The organism is Corallococcus aberystwythensis (genome assembly GCF_003612165.1).
GTDB lineage: Bacteria > Myxococcota > Myxococcia > Myxococcales > Myxococcaceae > Corallococcus > Corallococcus aberystwythensis.
Genome location: NZ_RAWK01000211.1, coordinates 1 through 18,464, shown reverse-complemented (window position 1 = coordinate 18,464; position 18,464 = coordinate 1). Strand labels below are relative to the sequence as shown.

Here is an 18,464-nt window from a genome sequence, read left to right as displayed (position 1 = left end):
TTCATCTCCATCTCTTCTTTTTTTAATGACACGGCGCCCACCGAGACCTACACCTATTAAGTCGTCGGCAGCGTCAGAGGTGTATAAGAGACAGAGCCGCGCTCGCCCAACTGCCCAAGGCGAAGCCCGAGGACGTGAAGTCCCAGGACGCCATCCTCAAGGCCCTCTACGACGTCATCAGCGGACCGGCGGGGACACCTCGGGACTGGCAGCGCTTCCGCTCCCTCTTCTACCCGGGCGCCCAGCTCATCCCGCTGGTGAAGCCCCCGGGCGCGACCACCGTGGGGGCCCGCCCCATCACCCCGGACGACTACGTGACGTGGGGCCAGGAGAGCACCGCGACGCACGGCTTCTTCGAGAAGGAGATTGCCCGGCAGTCGCACGCCTTCGGCGCGCTGGTGCAGGTCATGAGCACCTACGAGGCGCGCGGCACGCAGGACGGGCCGCTCATCGCCAAGGGCGTCAACAGCATCCAGCTCTTCAACGACGGCCAGCGCTGGTGGGTCATGAACATCTTCTGGATCGACGAGAACACCGCTGGCCTCAAGGTGCCCAAGGACCTCACCCAGAAGTAATCACCGGACAAACGAAGAGGGCCGGGTCCCGGAAGGCGCATCCCGCGCGTCCCGTGCCCGGCCCTCCCGTGCTGCTGCTACCGCCGCGACTCAGCCTTCCGAGCCGGGCTCACCCTCGGAGCCAGCGGAGCCGTCCGGACCGGACTCGTCCGCCGGAGCCTCCGGGGCCTCCGACGAAGCCTCTTCCGAAGAAGCCGCCTCCGCGCCCTCGGCGCTGGCTCCCTCCACCGGCGAGGTGAGGTCGTCGGTCTCCTCCTCGGACTCCTCGCCTTCGGGCAGCTTGGAGATGGCCATCACCTTCTCCTCGCCGTTCTCCAGCGCGATGAGGCGCACGCCCTGCGTGTTGCGGCCGATGACGGAGATCTCCTTCACCTTCATGCGGATGAGCATGCCGCCGTTGGTGACGAGCATCACCTCGTCGCTGTCCTTCACCTGCACCACGCCCACCACGCGGCCGTTCCGCTCGGTGGCCTTGATGTCGATGATGCCCTTGCCGCCACGGCCCTGCTGCCGGTACTCGGCGCCCTGCGTGCGCTTGCCGTAGCCGTTCTCCGTCACGGTGAGGATGGCGCTGCCCTGCTCCGCCGGCGCCTGGCCCTCCTCCGGCTCCTTGTCCAGGAGGTCCGCGCCCACCACCTCGTCGCCGTCCTCCAGCGTGATGCCCTTCACGCCGTAGGCCTGACGGCCCATGGAGCGAACATCCTCTTCCTTGAAGCGGATGCTCATGCCCGTGGCCGTGGACAGGAGGATGTCCTTGGTGCCGTCGGTGATCATGACGCCCACCAGCTCGTCGCCCTCGTCGATGCCCAGCGCGATGATGCCGCTGGCGCGGACGCTTTCGAACGCGCTCAGGTCCGTGCGCTTCACCACGCCCTTCTTCGTGACGAAGAAGACGTAGCGGTTCTCCGGGAAGTCGCGCGTCACCAGCACCTGCGCCAGCCGCTCCCCTTCCCCGAACTGCACCAGGTTCACGATGGCCTTGCCGCGCGACGTGCGGCTGCCCTGCGGAATCTGGTGCACCTTCAGCGAGTACAGCTTGCCCTTGGTGGTGATGGGCATGAGGTACGCGTGCGTGCTGGCCACGAAGACCTTGGTGACGAAGTCGTCCTCCTTCGTCCCCGCGCCCGTCTTGCCGCGCCCGCCGCGCTTCTGCGCGCGGTACTCCGACAGGGGCGAGCGCTTCACGTAGCCCGTGTGCGACAGCGTGACCACCATCGTCTCTTCCGCGATGAGGTCCTCGCTGGTGAGGTCATCCACCGCGCCGGTGATCTCCGTGCGGCGCTTGTCGCCGTAGCGCTCGCGGATCTCCATCAGCTCCGCCTTGATGACGGAGAGCAGGCTCTTCTCGTTGGCGAGGATGTCGCGCAGGCGCGCGATGTCGCGCACCAGGCCGATGAGCTCCTTGAAGAGCTCCTCGCGCTGCAGGCCGGTGAGGCGCTGCAGGCGCATCTCCAGGATGTTCTGCGCCTGGTCCTCGCTGAAGCCCGCGCCCTCGTACTTGTGCTCGAGGCCGCCGTAGGCCGGCTCCTCGTTGCGCGCGCGGCTGACCAGCAGCTCCATCTGCGCCTTGGCCTTCGCGTAGTCGATGCGGTCCAGGTTCTGGAAGCGCTCGCGCGTGTACAGCTCCGGCGACAGGATGTTCATCAGGCCCCAGCGCGCTTCATCCGGGTCACGCGACGCGCGGATGAGGCTGACCACCAGGTCGATGAGGTCCTGCGCGACGAGCAGGCCTTCCACGATGTGCATGCGCGAGAGCGCCTTGCGCAGTTCGTAGCGCGTGCGGCGCGTCACCACGTCGCGGCGGTGCGCGATGAAGCGGTCCAGCAGCTCCTTCAGGTTGAGCGTGCGCGGCTGCCCGCCGTCGATGGCCAGCATCACCGCGCCGAACGTCGTCTCCATCTGCGTCATGGAGAAGAGGTTGTTGAGCACCACCTGGGAGATGGCGTCGCGCTTGAGCTCGATGACGATGCGCATGCCCTGACGGTCGCTCTCGTCACGGATGTCGCTGATGCCCTCCAGCTTCTTCTCGCGCACCAGCTCGGCGATCTTCTCAATCAGCCGGGCCTTGTTCACCTGGTAGGGGATCTCCGTGACGATGATGGCCTCACGGTCGCCCTTCTTGTTCGTCTCGATCTCCGTGCGCGCACGGATGGTCATGGACCCGCGGCCCGTCTCGTAGGCGCGGCGGATGCCCTCGCGGCCGGTGATGATGGCGGCGGTGGGGAAGTCCGGCCCCTCGATGAACTCCATCAAGTCCAGGACGGTGCAGCCCGGGTTGTCGATGAGGTGCAGCGTCCCGGACACGACCTCCGTCATGTTGTGCGGCGGGATGTTGGTGGTCATGCCCACCGCGATGCCGCTGCTGCCGTTGACGAGGAGGTTGGGGAACTTGGCCGGCAGGACGAGCGGCTCTTCCAGCGAGTCGTCGTAGTTGGGGCCGAACTCGACGGTCTCCTTGTCGATGTCCCCCAGGAGGTCCTCCGCCAGCCGCTCCATGCGCACTTCCGTGTAGCGCATGGCCGCCGGCGAGTCGCCGTCCACCGAGCCGAAGTTGCCCTGGCCGTCCACCAGCAGGTAGCGGAGGCTCCACTCCTGGGCCAGGCGCACCATGGCGTCGTAGACGGAAGAGTCGCCGTGCGGGTGGTACTTACCGATGACGTCACCCACCACGCGCGCGCTCTTCTTGTAGGCGCGGTTGTGGAGGTTGCCCAGGTCGTTCATCGCGAAGAGGACGCGACGGTGCACGGGCTTCAGGCCGTCGCGCACGTCTGGCAGCGCGCGGCCGATGATGACGGACATCGAGTAGTCGAGATACGAGCGGCGCATCTCGTCTTCGATGTTGATGGGAATGAGCTCTCCGGCGCCGCTCGACGGAGGAGGCGCGGGGGGCGTTGCCGGCGTGTCGGTGGTGTCGTCAGCCATGGGCTCTGGAAGGTGCGGACGGGCCCCTCACGTGGGGGGCTCCGCCCGATGGGAGAGTGTTCGTAACCCCCGGATTTCCCTCAGTCAATAAGGGAAACAGGGGGGATTCGCCACGGCTGCCCGCCCGCCCGGTTCCAGGGGTCGGAAGGGCCCTTTCCGGGGCACCCGGATGGAACATCCGGGCGGTGCGTTTTCAGCCCCACCGGAGGCCGTTTTTCGGGCCTTTTTCAGGCCCGTTTTCAGGCCTTCGGCCGGAGGCTCGCGGCCAGCCGTTCGGCCTCCGCGCCCACGCCGCCCTCGGGGTCCTTCGCCTTCGCCGTTTCGAACGCGGCGAGCGCCCCTTCGCGGTCGCCGCGCAGCTTCAGCGCCACGCCCACGTTGAGGTGCGCGCTGGCGTTGTCGCGGTCCATGGCGAGCGCCTCGCGGAACAACGTGAGCGCCTGGTCCACGTCACCCGACAGGAGCGCCTCGCGGCCCGCCAGGACGCGCTTGTCCGCGTCGTTGACCAGCTCCACCTCGAACACGCTCTTGCCCACGACGTTGGCCACGAGCACGCGCAGGATGCCGCCCCAGTAGAACGACAGGCCTTCGGCGGCGACGACGGCGGCCAGGGGCAGGTCGGGCAGCAGCTGCTTGCCCCGGAACTTGAAGCGGACCTTGGTGTAGCGGCCCTTGTTGGTCCAGTGGACCAGCTCCCCGCGGAGCTTCTTGAAGCCGGCCTCCAGCTGGGCCGGGTCGATTTCGAAGGGCAGCACCCGGCCCTGCGGCTCGCCCGCGGGCAGGCTTTTGGGAGTGGTTTCGCGAGGGTCCACCCCGGGGCTGGAGTCGAAGACGGGCTCGGCCTCCAGCACGGGGGGCTTCGGGGACGACGCGGAGGCACGGCGGGGCTCCACCTTCTCCACCTTCGCCTTCACCGGCCGGGCCGGGGCCTTCGCGGGCGCGGCCGGGCGTACGGGCTGCTTCTTCGCCTTCGCCGGGGACTTGCGGGGTGCCGTCTTTGCCATGAGGCCACTCTAAGCGACCCACTCCCCCGCCGCTCGTGAAGTCGTGCGAAGACGGCCGCGCTAGACGGGGCCCGGGCGGTGGCCCCAGACGCCCACCATGACGCTGGGCATGAGCACGCCGTTGTTGGCGCGAAGCTCGGCGGTGAGGCGGGCGGCCAGCGTGTCGATGTCCACCTCCATGGCCAGCGCCACGCCCAGCCGCTCCATGTGGGGCAGGAGCGTGCGCACGGTCTCCACCAGGGCCTGCGTGGGGTCCGCGTCCGGCGTCACGCCCAGCCGTCCCCCCACCACGCCGTCATCCACCACCAATCCGGCCCGCCGCAACGTGGACACCAGCTCCAGGCCCATATGAACCTTGATGCCCACGCGCTCGCAGGTGGGCAGCATCCAGCTCCAGATGCGGGCGAACAGCGGCAGCTTCGGATGCGACATGCCCATGGCCGCCAGCTCCAGCTCTTGCAGCGCCATCACGCCGCCAGGGCGCAGGTGCTCCGCCATGCGGCGGACGAACGACACCGGGTCGGGCTGGAACATCAGCACCAGCCGGCTGACGATGGCGTCGAAGGGGGCCTCGACGGGCAGGGACTCCAGGCTGCTCTGGTGGAAGCGCACCTGGGACAGGCCCTGCTCCCTGGCGCGGCGTTGGGCACCGGCGAGGACGCGGGCCTCGCGGTCGACGCCCACGACCTCGCCCGTGGGGCCCACCAGCTCCGCGGCGAGGAGCGACACGTCGCCCACGCCGCAGCCCACGTCCAGCACGCGCATGCCGGGCTTGATTCCGGCCCCACGCAGCACGCTCTCCGTCAGCGGGGCGTACATCTGGACCTGGAGCATCAGCCGTTGCAGCTCCCGGTCCTCATGACCCAGGACGTACTCCGCGGCAGCTTGGGTTTCTTCGACGCGCATGTGAGGCCCCCAGGGGTGGCTGGATGCAAGCGGCCCGCACGCTCGCAACTCTTCGCACCGCTGGCGCCCCGTCCCGGGTCCCAGGCGAATGACAGCCACCGTGCGGCCGCACGGACACGGGGGCAGTGCCGCGTCATGCGCCGGACGCTCTCACGCCCGGTCTCCTGGGGACGGCCCCCGGGTCACCGGCAGAACGCGACGAGGCTCGCGCGGACGCGCGCCATGGCTTCCGCACCCTCGTCCTTGAAGACTTTTTTCGCGAGGGTACCTCCCGCGTCGAAGACCTCGTGCGCCGCCTTCGATGCGGTATCCGTCAGGGCCTTGGCGGCGGGGGGCGTGACGGTGGCCTCGAACGCCGCCAGCTTCGCCCCCGCCACCATGTTCATCCCCACGCCCAGGCTCTCGACAAGGCCCTGCTTGATGTTCCCGCGCGAGAAGCTCGATTTCGCGTCCTGAATGAAGGTGTCCACCTCCCGCAGGTGCGCCGCGGACTGCGGGATGCGGCCGTCGCCGACCATCTGGAGGCTGTCCATGACGCTGCGTTGTGATGCCGGGGAGATGCCGACATTGCACGCTTGAAGGACGCCATTCGTATTCTTCACCAGGCCGCTGTAGAGGCCTGGGTTCGCCTGAGCCTGTTTGTCGATCTCCTTCCGCATCGGCTCCGACTTCTTGGGGTCCGATAGGTGAGAGAGCTTCGCCGGGGACGCCGCGCTCTTCGGCGGTGCGGATGAGGTGGCAGCGGGACGGGGACCTGGGGGACGTCCAATCGATGTCGACATGCGCCATCTCCTGAAAGGAACTCTTTAAAGCCAAGCATAGCACTTCACGGAAAACGCTTCATCGCGGACAAGTCCCACCAAAATCCACTCCAAGTGTCAGGCATTGAAGCCCGCGAAGCCTGACGACCGTGGAATGCGTTGGCCATGACGCGCCTGCGCAGGGCGGATCCGGCTTCCCCTGGCGGCCGGCCGTGGAACAATCCGCGCCCACCCCGCACCAGGAAGAGCGCATCCATGACGCGTGTCCGGCCCGTCCTCCTCTCCGCCCTGCTGTTTGCCTCCCTCGCCCACGCGGCGCCCGCCGTGCCCGCCGCGGAAGGGGCGTGGCCTCGCGTGCGCAAGGAGCGGCTGCAGAAGCTCTTGCCCCAGGCCATGGCCCGCGCGGGCGTGGACGCGTGGGTGGTGCTCTGCCGCGAGAACGACAACGACCCGCTCGCCAACCACGTGGGCGGGGAGAACGCGGGCGGCACCGCCGCGTTCCTGTTCCTGCGCGACGGCGACACGCTGCGCTCCACCGCCCTCTCCCCCGAGGGCGAGGCCACCGCGCTCCGGGACATGGGCGTGGTGGATGAAGTGGTGGCCTTCGAGCGCGGCTCGGACGTGAACGCGCTCATCGCCGCGCGGCTGTCCAAGGCGAAGCCCACGAAGGTGGCCATCAACTCGTCGGAGCGGATGTCCATCGCGGACGGGCTGTCCGCCACGCAGCGCGCGAAGCTGGAGGCGGCGCTCTCCCCCGCGCTGCGCAAGAAGCTGGTGTCCTCCGAGGACCTCGTCTCCGAGTGGCTGTCCGTGAAGCTGCCGGAGGAGGTGGACATCATGCGCAAGGCCGCGGACATCACCGCGAAGCTGGAGGAGGAGGCGTACCGCACGGTGGTGCCGGGCAAGACGCGCGACTCGGACGTGGCGCGCTTCCTCAAGAAGCGCATCGCGGAGCTGGGCGTGGGGGACGGGTGGCAGCCGGACCAGAACCCCAACGTGAACAGCGGGCCCACGCGCGGACACTCGAACGCCACCGACCGCGTCATCCAGCCGGGGGACTTCATCCAGACGGACTTCGGCATCCGCGTGGGCGGCACGTGGGTGACGGACATCCAGCGCTTCGCCTACGTGCTGGCCCCGGGTGAGAAGCAGCCTCCCGCGGAGGCGCTGGCGAAGTGGGAGAAGTCGAAGAAGGGCAGCCGCATCGCGCTCGCGGCGATGAAGCCCGGCGTGCGCGGCTACGACGTGGACAAGGCCCAGCGCGACTTCATGCGCGAAGCGGGCTCCGAGCCCGTGATGTGGGGCACCGGCCATCCCGTGGGCTACTGGGCCCATGACGCCGGCCCCGCCCTGTCCGGCGCGGCGTCAGGCAAGCCGCCCTCGGGCTCCGCGCTGCGCAAGCTCCAGCCCGGACAGGTGTTCGCCTTCGACGGCTTCTTCGCGTGGAAGGACGGCAGCAGCCCGGACGCGCTGCGCATCCTCTCCGTGGAGGAGATGGCCGTCGTCACCGACACCGGCGCCGAGTACCTCAACCCACCTCAGGAGCAGCTCATCCTCATCCCGTCTCCTGTCACGGCTCCGAAACAGTGAGGGCCCGAGCCCGCGCCCACACCCTACGACGGGGGTGGTCCCGACCCTGGAGACTCGGGGCGGTGGGGTGTGGCGCGCGGACGCGCGGGCTCGGATACACTCGGATGTATCGCCGCGCCGGACAGGCGCTGAAGGGCCGCCCATGCCAACCGTGCTGGTCATCGATGATGACCTCTTCGTGCTCGCGACCGTGGGGGACACACTGCGGAGCGCGGGCTTCACGGTGCTCACGGTGCAGTCCCCCGCCGAGGCCTTCCACCTGGACCTCTCCGGCATCGACGCCATCCTGTGCGACTACAACATGCCGGAGATGAACGGCTCCGACGTGCTCGTCGCCATCCGCGAGCTGCAGGAGTGCCGGGCGCCGTTCATCTTCCTCACCGGCCACTCGGACCTGGATGATCTGCTGCCGGTGGCCATCCGCTACGGCGCGGAGCTGCTGCCCAAGCCGGTGGACCCCGCGGAGCTGACGCGGCTGTTGCACAAGCAGATCGCCGCCTGAGCCGCCGCCGCGCGGGCGTTCAGCCCAGTTCGGAGAGCAGGGCCTCCGCGCGCTCGCGCCACTCGGGCTCCAGCGAGGGCCCGCGCAGCAGCACCGTCAGCCGGTTCCTCGCGGCGTCCCGCTCGCCCAGCCGGGCCTCCACGCGGGCCAGGGACACCACGGGTTCCGGACGGTGCGGAGCGCGGCGGTGGGCTTCCGCCAGCGACTCCCGCGCGAGCGCCGCGGCCTCTGGAGGCCCGGCTTCCTCCTGACGCAGGAGCAGCAGCCCCAGGCGCCACGCGGGCATCCAGTCGTCGGAGGACAGCATCACGGCCTCGCGCCATGCGGCCAGCGCGCGCTCCACGTCGGGCGGTTCCAGGGACTCGAAGACGAGCGCCTCCACGGAGCGACTGAGGCCGGTGGAGAGGCCTCGCGCCTCCAGCTGGTGGCACAGCTCCAGGGCCTCCAGGAAGCGCCTCTCCGTCACGCGCAGGCGGGCCAGGTGTCCCAGCGCCGCCACGCCCTCGGGCTCCACGCGCACGCGCGCCTCCGCCGCGGACACGGCGCCGCGCACGTTGCCTCGCGCGAGCCGCACGTCCGACAGCGCCTTGAGCAGGCCCACGTCGTCCGGCACCGCCTTCTGGCCCTGGCGCAGCAGGTCCTCCGCCGCCTCCAGCTCCCCGCCCGCCTCCAGGGCTCGCGCGAACACGAGGTAGCTGGGCGCGTGCCATGGGTCCAGGTGCAGGGATTGCTCCAGGTGCGCGAAGGCCTCCTCCAGCCGGTCCAGCAGGAAGAGGGCGCGCGCGAGCTGGAAGTGGTGCAGCGCCACGCGCGGCTCCCGTGACACGGCCTGGGACAGGGCCGGGTACGCGGCGGTCGCGTCACCCTGCTCCATCCACACGTAGCCCAGGCCGAAGAAGGCCTCGGTGGGGGGCTCGGGCTCCATCGTGAGGGACTGGTACAGGTCCAGGGCCTGCGGCCATTCGCCGCGCCGCGTGTGCAGCGCCGCGCTCACCAGCCGGGACTCGGGCTGCGTGGCCGCGCCGGCCCGGGTGACGCCCAGCAGCAGGGACTCCGCGAGCGCATCGTCCCCATCCACCATGGCCAACCGCGCCAGCGTGAGCATCGCGCGCCAGTCGAAGGCACTGCGCTCCTGCGCCAGCAGGGCCTCGCGACGGGCTCCGTCCAGGTCACCCGCCTTGAACAGCGTTTCGTAGCGCGGAACAGGCTTCAGGTCGGACGCTCCCCACGGAAAATGCGCATCCCGTCGGCTGATGCATGGGAGAGCCCTGCACGCCGTGCAACGCCTTTCCCCCGGGCCGACTCGTGGCCTTCAGGCTAGCAGACCGCCAGACAGCCCGCCTCCCGCGCGCCCGGGCCCCGGCCAGCCTTGTCACGTTGATAACCCCTCGACACCTCATGGGGTGTGCCCGCCGCCCGGCGAAGGGAGCCTCACGGGTCCGACTGTCGGACCAGTTCGCGCGGCGCGCCCCCGCCAGGGGCTCGGGCCTCCCTCCGAGCATGGCAGCGCAACGCGGCAACGGGCTTGCCCACGCGCGGGGCTCCGTGGTCCCACTGGGTGCGTGCGACTCAAGGTCCTCACCCTGAACGTGGCCCACGGTGCGCCGTTCGCCGTGCCCATGCCCTTCCTGCGCTCGCGGTCCGCGCTGCTGGGCACGCTGGACCGGGTGGCGGCGCTGCTCGCCCGCGAGGCCGCGGACGTGGTGGCGCTGCAGGAGGCGGATCGGTCCAGCCTCTTCAGCGGACGGGTGGATCAGGTGGCCCGCATCGCGGAGCGGGCCGGCTATCCGCACGTGCATCACGGCGTGCACTCCGGCGTTCCCGGGCTGTTCGCGCAGGGCACCGCGCTCTTGTGCCGGCATCCCCTGGAGTCGTGCGACTCGGCGCACTTCGGCCGCGACCGGCGCATGGACAAGGGCTACGTCGTCGCCACGCTCGCGGGCGAGCACGGGCTGGAGGTCGTGTCCCTGCACCTGGATCCGTTCTCCGCGGCGGTGCGGCAGCGGCAGGTGGAGCAGCTCATCCACGCCCTGCGCCAGCGGCCGGAGCGGCCTCGCGTGGTGATGGGCGACTTCAACGCGGAGGACGTGGACGGTCCCGTGGCCCGCCTGTGCGCGGAGCTGGGGCTGCACACGCCAGCTGAACGCGAGCCCACGTACCCCGTTCCGGATGCACGTCAGCGCCTGGACGGGGTGCTGATCTCCCACGCCCTGCGCTTCACCCGCTACGCGCGTCTGCCCGACGCCGTCTCCGACCACCACGCCGTGGTGGCCGAGCTGACGCTTCAGCCGAGCACGGCGACGAGCTGACGGCACTGCGCGAGCAGCGTGCCGTTCTCCGTCCAGAGGAGCTGGGTCTCCTCCGTGTAGCCATTCGCGGCGTGACGCGAGCGGCCGGTGCGCAGGTAGTGCGCGTCCGGAGCGATGCCCGTCACCGGGAACGTCTGGAAGAACTGCACGCTGAAGTCCACCGAGGCCGCGGCACGGAAGCCCTCCATGCGCGACAGCACGGACGGCGGATACGCGTCCATCAAGCCCACGCACAGCGCCGAGTCCAGCGCGGTGGGAACGCGAGGCCGCAGCCAGCCGCCCACCTCCGCCTCGGGCCCGCCCGAGTACGGCGGCGAGCCCACGCAGTAGCGGTACTCGAAGAAGCGGCAGAAGTCCGGCATGGGTGTGTCGTCGGGAACGGGCGTGAGCGTCCCGGGCGCGGGCACCTCCGGCATGACGAAGTCCATGTACTCGGGAGCCCCACCGCGAGCGGCACCGAAGGTCGCCGTGGCGACGGCCACCACGGCGCCGCCGCTCTCCACCCGCGCGGTGGCGTGGGTGACGAACTTGCCGGCGCGTTCGATGCGCGTGTGCAGGTCCGCCACGCCCTCCACCGCGGGCGAGCAGAAGTGCACGGTGAACGAGCGCACCGCCCGTGAGGCGTCATTCAGGTGGTGCTCCAGCGCGCGCAGCACCTGCCCCGCCACCACGCCGCCGTACGCGCCGCGGCCCTGATACCAGGCCGCCTCGTAGCGCGAGCGGTAGTGCCCGGGTTCCAGCGGTTCAACGACGGTGGCGGCGAGGAAGGGCGCGGTCATGATGCACCGCATCCTAGTCGCGCCAGCGGGGATGTCCTGGGGAGATCCACGCCCGGCCGGCTGGCACTACGGGACGAGTTCACGCAGCGTGGAGCGCTGCTTGACAGGCACCCAGTTGAAAGCGCCCTTGCTCAAGCGAGGGTAGGCGCTGCCAGGTGCCGCGATGAAGAGGGCGCTGAAGCCTCCCTCGCCGGGCCGCTTCTCCGTGGTGGAGACGAGCGTCTCCTGTCCCTTCCCGTCGCTGTCGGAGAAGACGACCGTGAGGTCCGCCTGGCCAGAAGGGGGTTCCAGATCGCCGGTGTCCGAGCCCGGCTGATCCGGCGCTGCGGGCACGATCCAGTTCATGGGCAGGTCCACCTCCAGGCGGTCCGGCGCGGCCCACCGCATGACGGGAAGCGGCGTGCCCTTGCGGCCGGGAGATTGGATCCAGGCAGCCACGGGTCTGCCCTCGGAGGTGCGTGCCACGCCCAGTTGCACCGACCGCGCCCTGCCCTGTTTCCATTCGAGCCACCACAGCTCCAGGTGGTCCGCGTCGAGGATGGCCTTGGCGCTGGCACCCGTGGCCTGCACCGGCTGGTCATCCAGGAGCGTCGCGAAGACCGTCACCGTGTTTCCCTTGCGCAGCCACTGCGCCTTCAAGTCCGCATCCGCGGCACCGCTCCAGTTCTTCTGGCCCCAGCTCACCCAGACCGGTGCGGGCGGCGCCGGGACCTGCGTGCCGGAGGCGAGCATCGCGGCAGACCGGCTCGGGACGGGGTCCTCCTTCGCGCCAGGGTCCTTGGCTCCGGTGTTGGAGGTTTCGTAGGACGTGAACTCCATGCGCTGCGACAGCAGGTCCATGCGCCGCGCGTAGGACCGGTCATTGAACTCGGCGCTCGTCAGGAGGGGTCCCTTCTTGTCGAACCGGAGGGACGCCCCCGCCGTGTAGCCCGTCAGGCCCCTGCCTCCGAGGGACAGAGAGGTCCCTTTCGAGGAAGGCGCCTTGGGGCACTCCAATGTCGCGGGGCCCAGCCCCTCGCCGCGCAGGGCGAAGCGCTCACCGGTGGCAAGCCCCACCAGGGTGACGGGCAGCGAGGTGCCCCCCTCCTCCGGCGTCTCGAAGACGTAGCAGACGACGTCGTCCTCCTGCCCGTCCCCATCGAGGTCGGCCTTGAAGCGTTCGCGGACCTCCGGCTTCTCCGCCTTCACGCGGGCATCGAACCAGGCCCCGAAGGACGGCGGTGCGGACACGGCCGGAGTGGCCGTGACGAGGAGCCCCAGCAGCGAAAACCCATGGAGCGTGTGCATGAAGGGAACCCGGTTCAACCCTGGTACGCCTCGTCCTGTTCGATGCGGCTGAGCACCCAGTCGAACTCGCCGGAGGTCACCCGCGCCTGGCAGTGCGTGCAGTGGCCCGCCATGTTGATGGACAGCGGGGCGCCGCACGACGGGCACTGCTTCCGCGTGGAGGGCTTGCCGTGCACGCCGCGGCCGCGGATGAGCGTCCAGTACTCGCTGTAGGCGCGCTCCCTTGAACGGCTGCCGCCCACGACCTGTCCGTCCCGGTCCCGCACCGTGTAGTCCAGGCTGGCGGCGTACACGCGCAGGGTGACGGCGTCGAAGTGCGCGTCCCGCGTCACCCGTGCGAGCACCATGTTCGTGATGTGCGCGTTCTCCGTGATGTTGCGCAGGCCCGCCGCACGGTAGGCGTTGATCCAATACAGCTGGGTCTGGAAGAGGTTGTCGCTGAGGAAGGGCCGCATGCCCTTCCACTCGCGCTGCGCCCACGCCGTCTGCATCTCGAGGAAGATGAACTCCAGGCGCTTGCGCAGGGCCAGCGGCGTCGCCTCCGGGTCGTCGTGCAAGAGCGCGTTCAACCGCTCCTGCGCGCGCGAGTCCTTGAGGGTGGGCAGCTCCGTGCCCTGCTCCTCCGTGGTGCCGGTGAGCTGGGGGCCGCGCGGCTCGCGCTCCAGCGTCGTCACCCGCGTCACCACCCAGTCGAACTCGCCGGTGTTCACCACCGTGTTGCAGTACGAACAGGTGTGGCCGTGCACGGACTCCAGCGGCGCGCCGCAGTTGGGGCACTTGAAGGCGCGAGCGTCCTCGGGCGCCCGGGACTTCACGGCCGCGTCGCGTGCCAGCTGCCACTCCTCCGCGACGTACCAGCTCTGCTCGGCGCCAGAGGAGGCCTCCGTGTAGTTGGCCTCGAAGCGCAGGGCCACGAGGACGCGCTGGCTGTTCGCGCCCACGCCCTCCACCGCCTCGTACGTCATGGCGCCCACCACCACGGCCTTCACCGCGTCCGGCGTTCCCAGCGCGCGGAGCGAGGCGAGGGCGCTGTCGGACAGCCAGCCGCCCAGCGTGTCCAGCCGGTCCCCGCCGCGCGCCTCGTGCACGCGGGCGAAGAGCGAATAGACGAAGTCCTCGAAGAGGACGATGGAGAACTCCGGGTCCAGCGGCTGCACCGACCCGTCCGAGCCCTTGGGCCCCACACGGGCCAGGCCCGCGAGCCTCGTGCGCAGCGACCCCTGACGCCGCGGGGGTGGCGGAGCGTGGGGCGCGACGGAGCTCCAGTCCTTCTGCCCCGAGGCCGACTTCACATTGACGAGCACGATGGCGACCACGCCCAGGACGACGATGAGCAGGCACAGCCCCCCGAACGCGCCCCCGCCCGAGGACGACGAACCGCCGGAGCTGTAGGACCGGCTGCCGGAGCTGTAGGAGGACCGGCTGCTCGACGAACTGCGGCTGCTCGACGAGCTGCGGCTGCTCGACGAGCTGCGGCTGCTCGACGAGCTGCGGCTGGAGCCGCGGTAGGAGCTGCCTCCGCCGGGGCGCGCCTCGGCTTCAGGGAGCGAGGCGAAGCCCAGCCCGAGGAACAGCGCGACGACGAGGAGGACGACGGACCGGGAGCGCTTCACGCCACGGCTCCGGGCATGTCCGGCAGTTCGTTCACGTCATCCTCCAGGCGAGGCAGCACTCGCGCCAGCGGTGCCTGGAGGCGGCGCAGGGCCTGGAAGAAGGGCTCGGGCGCGGTGGATGCCGTCAGCGCGGCGGACAGCTGTGTGAGCGCGTCCTGCCACTCGGGGCCCATGAGCGAGGGGTCCACGCCGTAATCGGTGACGACCTCCACGCGGCGCTCGAAGAGAGAGACGAACACCAGGAGGCCGGTGCGGCGCGACGTGTGTGACACGCCCAGCTCCGTGAAGGCGGCTCGCGCGGCGGTGCGCACGGAGGCTTCCTGGAGCTTGCGCGGGGTGAGCGCGCGGCGCAGCGACGGCAGGGCGCGGCCCAGGAACACGCCTCCGAAGAAGGACAGCAGCACCACGGGAGGGAAGGCGAAGAGGTGGACCTCCTGCGGGATGAACAGGAGGACCAGCAGCATGACGAAGGCGACGGCCGCGCCCAGCCAGGCATCGATGTGGGCGTAGTCGCCGGATGCGCGGCGCACGGCCACGACGACCTCGGCGGAGGTCTGGGACTCAATGGCCGCGACGGCTTCTGCGGCCTGGGTGCGTGCGGCGTCTTCGAGGAGGGTCGTGGCCATCGTGGGAGGGACTATAGCCAACCCTCCGGCGGCACGTTCCTACGAGGGCAGCTCCCAGTCGATGGGGTGCTGGCCGTGCTTCTTCAGCGCGGCGTTGGTGGTGCTGTACGGCTTGCTCCCGAAGAACCCCTTGCTGGCGGACAGCGGCGAGGGGTGCACGCCCTCCAGGACGACGTGGCGGTCCGCGTCGATGAGGGCCTTCTTCTTCTGCGCAGGCTTGCCCCAGAGCAGGAAGACGACGGGGTCCTCCTTGGCGCTGACGGCGCGGATGACCGCGTCGGTGAAGGGCTCCCAGCCGTGCTTCGCGTGGCTGTTGGGCGTGGCCTGGCGCACGGTGAGCACGGTGTTGAGCAGGAACACGCCCTGCTTCGCCCAAGGGATGAGTGAACCATCGCGAGGCTTCGGCGCGCCCACGTCGCTCTGGAGCTCCTTGAACATGTTCACGAGCGAGGGCGGAGGAGGCACACCGGGCTGGACGGAGAAGGCGAGGCCATGGGCCTGCTTCGGGCCGTGGTAGGGGTCCTGGCCCAGGAGCAGCACGCGCACGTCCGCGTAGGGCGTGAGGCGGAACGCGGAGAACAGGTCCTCCTCCGACGGGAACACGGTGTGTTCCTTGCGTTCCTTGCGCACGAACTGCTCCAGCTCCTTGAACGACGGAGCGTGGATGGCGTCATGCAGCACCTGCTTCCAGTCCTCGGGCAACCCATCCGCCAGGCTCATTGCATCCCTCCGTGGGGCCGCACCCTAGACCAGGGCGCGAACTCCAAGCCGCAACCGTTTGCATCCCGGTGCCCGGCGGCGAACGTTGCGCGCGGAGGCGGCCCGCTCAGGGTGCAGGGACTGGGGCAGGACTCCCTGCGTCCATCCACTGGGCTGGAAACGAGGGAAGCGGCTCTCCCCAGGAGGTATCCCCCACGGGAATGGACGGATCCGAAGGCCCGGTGGAACCGCCTGCATCGGGGTTGTCAGGGACGAGCGGTCCATCCGGTTCGCCGTCGTGGAGCCGCCGCAGGATGCGTCCGTCCGACAGTCGGACCGCATAGATGGCCCCTCCGTCCAGCGGCAACCCGCCGGGTGCACAGGCACGAGGGTCCAGGTCCATGCGGACGAAGGCGATGTCCCCTTCTCGGAGGATCCGGAAACGATGGGCTTCTCTCCGGCTCCAGCAGGACCTGCCCTCCCGCGCCCGAGGCAGGAAGTCATCGGCCGCCACGACCATGGCCCGAAGCAGGGTCCCCTCCAACGCGTACGGCTGCCCCGTTGCACTGACGGACAGCGCCTCTCGCGCGAACATCTCAGGGAAGACAATGGAGCGGTCCTCCGACGCCAGCGAGTCGGCTGGATTCGCTTCGCGCCGCAGACATCCAACGCACAAGAGCGCGCCCACGAGCAGCAGCCGCTTCATGGTCCTTCCCCTCTTGCGCAGGGACCCTGGAGTTTCTGGATCGTGAAGTCCAATGCCTCCGCATCGTGCCATGTGACGCGTCCCGTCTGCTCGCACCGCCACCCTGCGGATGCGGTGCGCGTCCACTTCAGCAACTGACCCGTGAGGGGGATGTACTGGTGGAAGCCGTCACACGACGCCGGCTCGATCGCGTTTGAGAAGAACGCGACGATGGAGAGTCTCACACGTCCGCCCTTCGTCTCGCTCTCGAAGCCGTGCACGCGGCCTTCGGAAACGATGAAGCGCAGGTCATTCGAGGACAGCGCGCTCCCGTAGGGATGGTTGTGCAGAGCGTAGATGTAGCGAAGAGAGTCAGCGGGATACCGCGCATCCATGACCCGGGAAGGCAGCAGGCAGCTCTTGCTCCGCTGTACGGGATCCACCCTCGACTGGTCAGTGAGCCGGCTGACGACGTACTGGTGCTCCGGCGTGTAGTACACCCATGCGCAGTATTCGCTGGAGACGCGCCAGTGGGTGCTGAAGCTGGGATGATCCGGGCGGCCGGCGCTGGCATGGGGCTTCGACAGGATCTTTCCGCACGCGGCCAGGAGTGCATCGGAGGACGTATCGAAGGGTCCCAGCAGGGGTCCCGGGAGTTCTTCCAGGAAGGCATCTCCAGGCCCGGGCCGCACGAGGTCCGGGTCGAGCGCGGAGGAAGACGCACAGCTCCCAAGCCAGGGCACCAGGCAGCACCACCACGAACCGCGCATGGGCTGCACCCCCTTCGTCGAAAACAGAGGGCGGATGTCCGCCCATGGCGACCATCGTGCCGGAACGCCACACCGGAAAGCGAGCAGGCAGTCAGGGCGGGAGCTTGGGGCCCGGGCCGGGGCGCGCTAGCCTCGCACCCGCCATGACGATGTACACCGAGTCACTCCGCGCCTTCCTCAAGCCCGTCCTGCCCTACCTGGACGACGAGTCGGTGTCGGAAATCATGATCAACGGCCCCACCGACGTATGGATTGAGCGCAAGGGCCGGCTGACCAAGACAGATGCCGCCTTCTCCGAAGAAGGTCTGATTGGCGCCGCGCGCAACATGGCCCAGTTCGTGGGCCGCCCCCTGTCCGAGGAGCGCCCCCGCCTGGACGCGCGCCTGCCCGACGGCAGCCGCATCCACGTGGTGATTCCGCCCATCGCGCGCAACGGCACCACCATCTCCATCCGCAAGTTCTTCAAGGACAAGCTGAGCATCGACTCGCTGTTGAAGTTCAAGTCGCTGACCAAGCCCATGGCGCGCCTCATCGAGGCCGGCATCGCCACCAAGCTCAACATGCTGGTGGCCGGCGGCACGGGCTCCGGCAAGACGACGCTGCTCAACATCGTCTCGTCCCTCATCCCGGACGAGGAGCGCATCCTCACCATCGAGGACTCCGCCGAGCTCCAGCTCAACCAGTCCCACATCGTGGCCTTCGAATCCCGCCCCGCCGACAAGTTCGGCAAGGGCGCCGTGGACATGGGAGACCTGCTGCACTCCGCGCTGCGTCTGCGCCCGGACCGCATCGTGGTGGGCGAGGTGCGCGGCGGCGAGGCCTTCCACCTCATGCAGGCCATGAACACCGGCCACGGCGGCTCGCTGGCCACCACGCACGCGAACACGCCCACGGACACGCTGCGCCGCATTGAGTCCCTGTGCCTCATGTCGTCCGTGGAGATGCCCATGGTCGCCGTGCGCGCCCAGGTGGCCAGCGCCATCAACTTCATCATCTGCTGCGAGCGCCTCCACGACGGCAGCCGCAAGACGATTGCCCTGTCGGAGGTGCTGCCCCTCACGGAGAAGGGCGAGTACCGCACCCAGGACATCTTCGTCTTCACGCCCGTCGCCAAGGACGAGCACGAGAACATCCTGGGCTACCACGCGCCCACCGGCATCATCCCCAACTTCATCCAGAAGGCGCGCGCGTACGGCTTCGACGACCTGGACGACGCCTTCTTCGACCCGGCCACCTACGGCGTGCCGCCCCCGCCCAGCTTCCACGTGGGCGAGGCGTACACCCTGCGCTGGGCGCCCTCGCTGAAGCACCGCGAGCAGGGGCTGCCGGATCCGGCGCACTTCAAGGAGGACTGGGCCCGGTTCGAAGAGGTGCTCCGCAATGCGGCCCCGGACGGTCCCGTCGGCGGCCCCAAGCCCTGTCTCTTATACCCATCT

At 69.6% G+C, this 18,464-nt stretch carries 16 protein-coding genes; 5 read left to right on the top strand and 11 right to left on the bottom strand.

Annotated features, from left to right (window positions below):
• The first annotated feature begins 134 nt into the window (after nt 1-134).
• Entirely contained in the window at nt 135-575 is a 441-nt protein-coding gene (locus D7W81_RS29270; protein WP_244227504.1) for a nuclear transport factor 2 family protein, read from the top strand.
• A 90-nt stretch (nt 576-665) separates the two neighbouring features.
• On the opposite strand, the gene gyrA is transcribed toward D7W81_RS29270, so the two are convergent.
• The 4 genes from gyrA to D7W81_RS29250 all read right to left on the bottom strand — a co-directional run bounded on the left by gyrA (nt 666) and on the right by D7W81_RS29250 (nt 6,066).
• Nucleotides 666-3,497, bottom strand: a complete 2,832-nt coding sequence (gyrA, locus tag D7W81_RS29265; RefSeq protein WP_120558690.1) for a DNA gyrase subunit A — start codon at nt 3,495-3,497, stop codon at nt 666-668.
• A gap of 239 nt (nt 3,498-3,736) precedes the next feature.
• Nucleotides 3,737-4,501: a tetratricopeptide repeat protein gene (locus D7W81_RS29260; protein ID WP_120558689.1), complete on the bottom strand. Its 765-nt coding sequence runs from the start codon at nt 4,499-4,501 to the stop codon at nt 3,737-3,739.
• 60 nt (nt 4,502-4,561) lie between these two features.
• Nucleotides 4,562-5,407: a class I SAM-dependent methyltransferase gene (locus D7W81_RS29255; RefSeq protein WP_120558688.1), complete on the bottom strand. Its 846-nt coding sequence runs from the start codon at nt 5,405-5,407 to the stop codon at nt 4,562-4,564.
• Nucleotides 5,408-5,589: 182 nt separating this feature from the next.
• Entirely contained in the window at nt 5,590-6,066 is a 477-nt protein-coding gene (locus D7W81_RS29250) for a hypothetical protein (RefSeq protein ID WP_120558687.1), read from the bottom strand.
• A 357-nt stretch (nt 6,067-6,423) separates the two neighbouring features.
• Here D7W81_RS29250 and D7W81_RS29245 point away from each other — a divergent pair, with 357 nt between their 5' ends.
• Both D7W81_RS29245 and D7W81_RS29240 read left to right on the top strand, forming a co-directional pair.
• Nucleotides 6,424-7,758 (top strand): M24 family metallopeptidase, encoded by a 1,335-nt coding sequence (locus D7W81_RS29245; protein ID WP_120558686.1) that lies wholly within the window; start codon nt 6,424-6,426, stop codon nt 7,756-7,758.
• Between the two features lie 142 nt (nt 7,759-7,900).
• A complete protein-coding gene (locus D7W81_RS29240) occupies nt 7,901-8,260 on the top strand; it encodes a response regulator (RefSeq protein ID WP_120558685.1) in 360 nt (119 codons plus the stop codon).
• A 19-nt stretch (nt 8,261-8,279) separates the two neighbouring features.
• On the opposite strand, the gene D7W81_RS29235 is transcribed toward D7W81_RS29240, so the two are convergent.
• Nucleotides 8,280-9,365 carry a tetratricopeptide repeat protein gene (locus tag D7W81_RS29235; protein ID WP_244227503.1) on the bottom strand — a complete coding sequence of 362 codons (1,086 nt, stop codon included), beginning with the start codon at nt 9,363-9,365 and terminating at the stop codon, nt 8,280-8,282.
• Between the two features lie 457 nt (nt 9,366-9,822).
• Between D7W81_RS29235 and D7W81_RS29230 the strand changes: the two genes are divergently transcribed.
• The gene (locus D7W81_RS29230) at nt 9,823-10,569 is read left to right on the top strand and encodes an endonuclease/exonuclease/phosphatase family protein (protein WP_158621714.1); all 747 of its coding nucleotides are present in this window, start codon (nt 9,823-9,825) and stop codon (nt 10,567-10,569) included.
• Here the strand turns inward: D7W81_RS29230 and D7W81_RS29225 are convergent.
• The 6 genes from D7W81_RS29225 to D7W81_RS29200 all read right to left on the bottom strand — a co-directional run bounded on the left by D7W81_RS29225 (nt 10,545) and on the right by D7W81_RS29200 (nt 17,028).
• The gene (locus tag D7W81_RS29225) at nt 10,545-11,348 is read right to left on the bottom strand and encodes an acyl-CoA thioesterase (protein ID WP_120558682.1); all 804 of its coding nucleotides are present in this window, start codon (nt 11,346-11,348) and stop codon (nt 10,545-10,547) included. The genes D7W81_RS29230 and D7W81_RS29225 overlap by 25 nt on opposite strands.
• Before the next feature lie 66 nt (nt 11,349-11,414).
• Nucleotides 11,415-12,653 carry a hypothetical protein gene (locus D7W81_RS29220; RefSeq protein WP_147445656.1) on the bottom strand — a complete coding sequence of 413 codons (1,239 nt, stop codon included), beginning with the start codon at nt 12,651-12,653 and terminating at the stop codon, nt 11,415-11,417.
• Nucleotides 12,650-14,248 carry a TIM44-like domain-containing protein gene (locus D7W81_RS29215; RefSeq protein ID WP_120558680.1) on the bottom strand — a complete coding sequence of 533 codons (1,599 nt, stop codon included), beginning with the start codon at nt 14,246-14,248 and terminating at the stop codon, nt 12,650-12,652. Before D7W81_RS29215 ends, D7W81_RS29220 begins: the two co-directional genes overlap by 4 nt.
• Entirely contained in the window at nt 14,245-14,874 is a 630-nt protein-coding gene (locus D7W81_RS29210; protein WP_120558679.1) for a TPM domain-containing protein, read from the bottom strand. The genes D7W81_RS29215 and D7W81_RS29210 overlap by 4 nt, the downstream gene beginning before the upstream one ends.
• Before the next feature lie 39 nt (nt 14,875-14,913).
• Nucleotides 14,914-15,594, bottom strand: a complete 681-nt coding sequence (locus D7W81_RS29205) for a uracil-DNA glycosylase (protein ID WP_120558678.1) — start codon at nt 15,592-15,594, stop codon at nt 14,914-14,916.
• A 681-nt stretch (nt 15,595-16,275) separates the two neighbouring features.
• Entirely contained in the window at nt 16,276-17,028 is a 753-nt protein-coding gene (locus D7W81_RS29200; RefSeq protein ID WP_120558677.1) for a hypothetical protein, read from the bottom strand.
• Nucleotides 17,029-17,171: 143 nt separating this feature from the next.
• On the opposite strand from D7W81_RS29200, the gene D7W81_RS29195 reads away from it, so the two are divergent.
• On the top strand, nt 17,172-18,464 hold a 1,293-nt coding region (locus tag D7W81_RS29195; protein ID WP_147445655.1), incomplete at its 3' end, for a TadA family conjugal transfer-associated ATPase.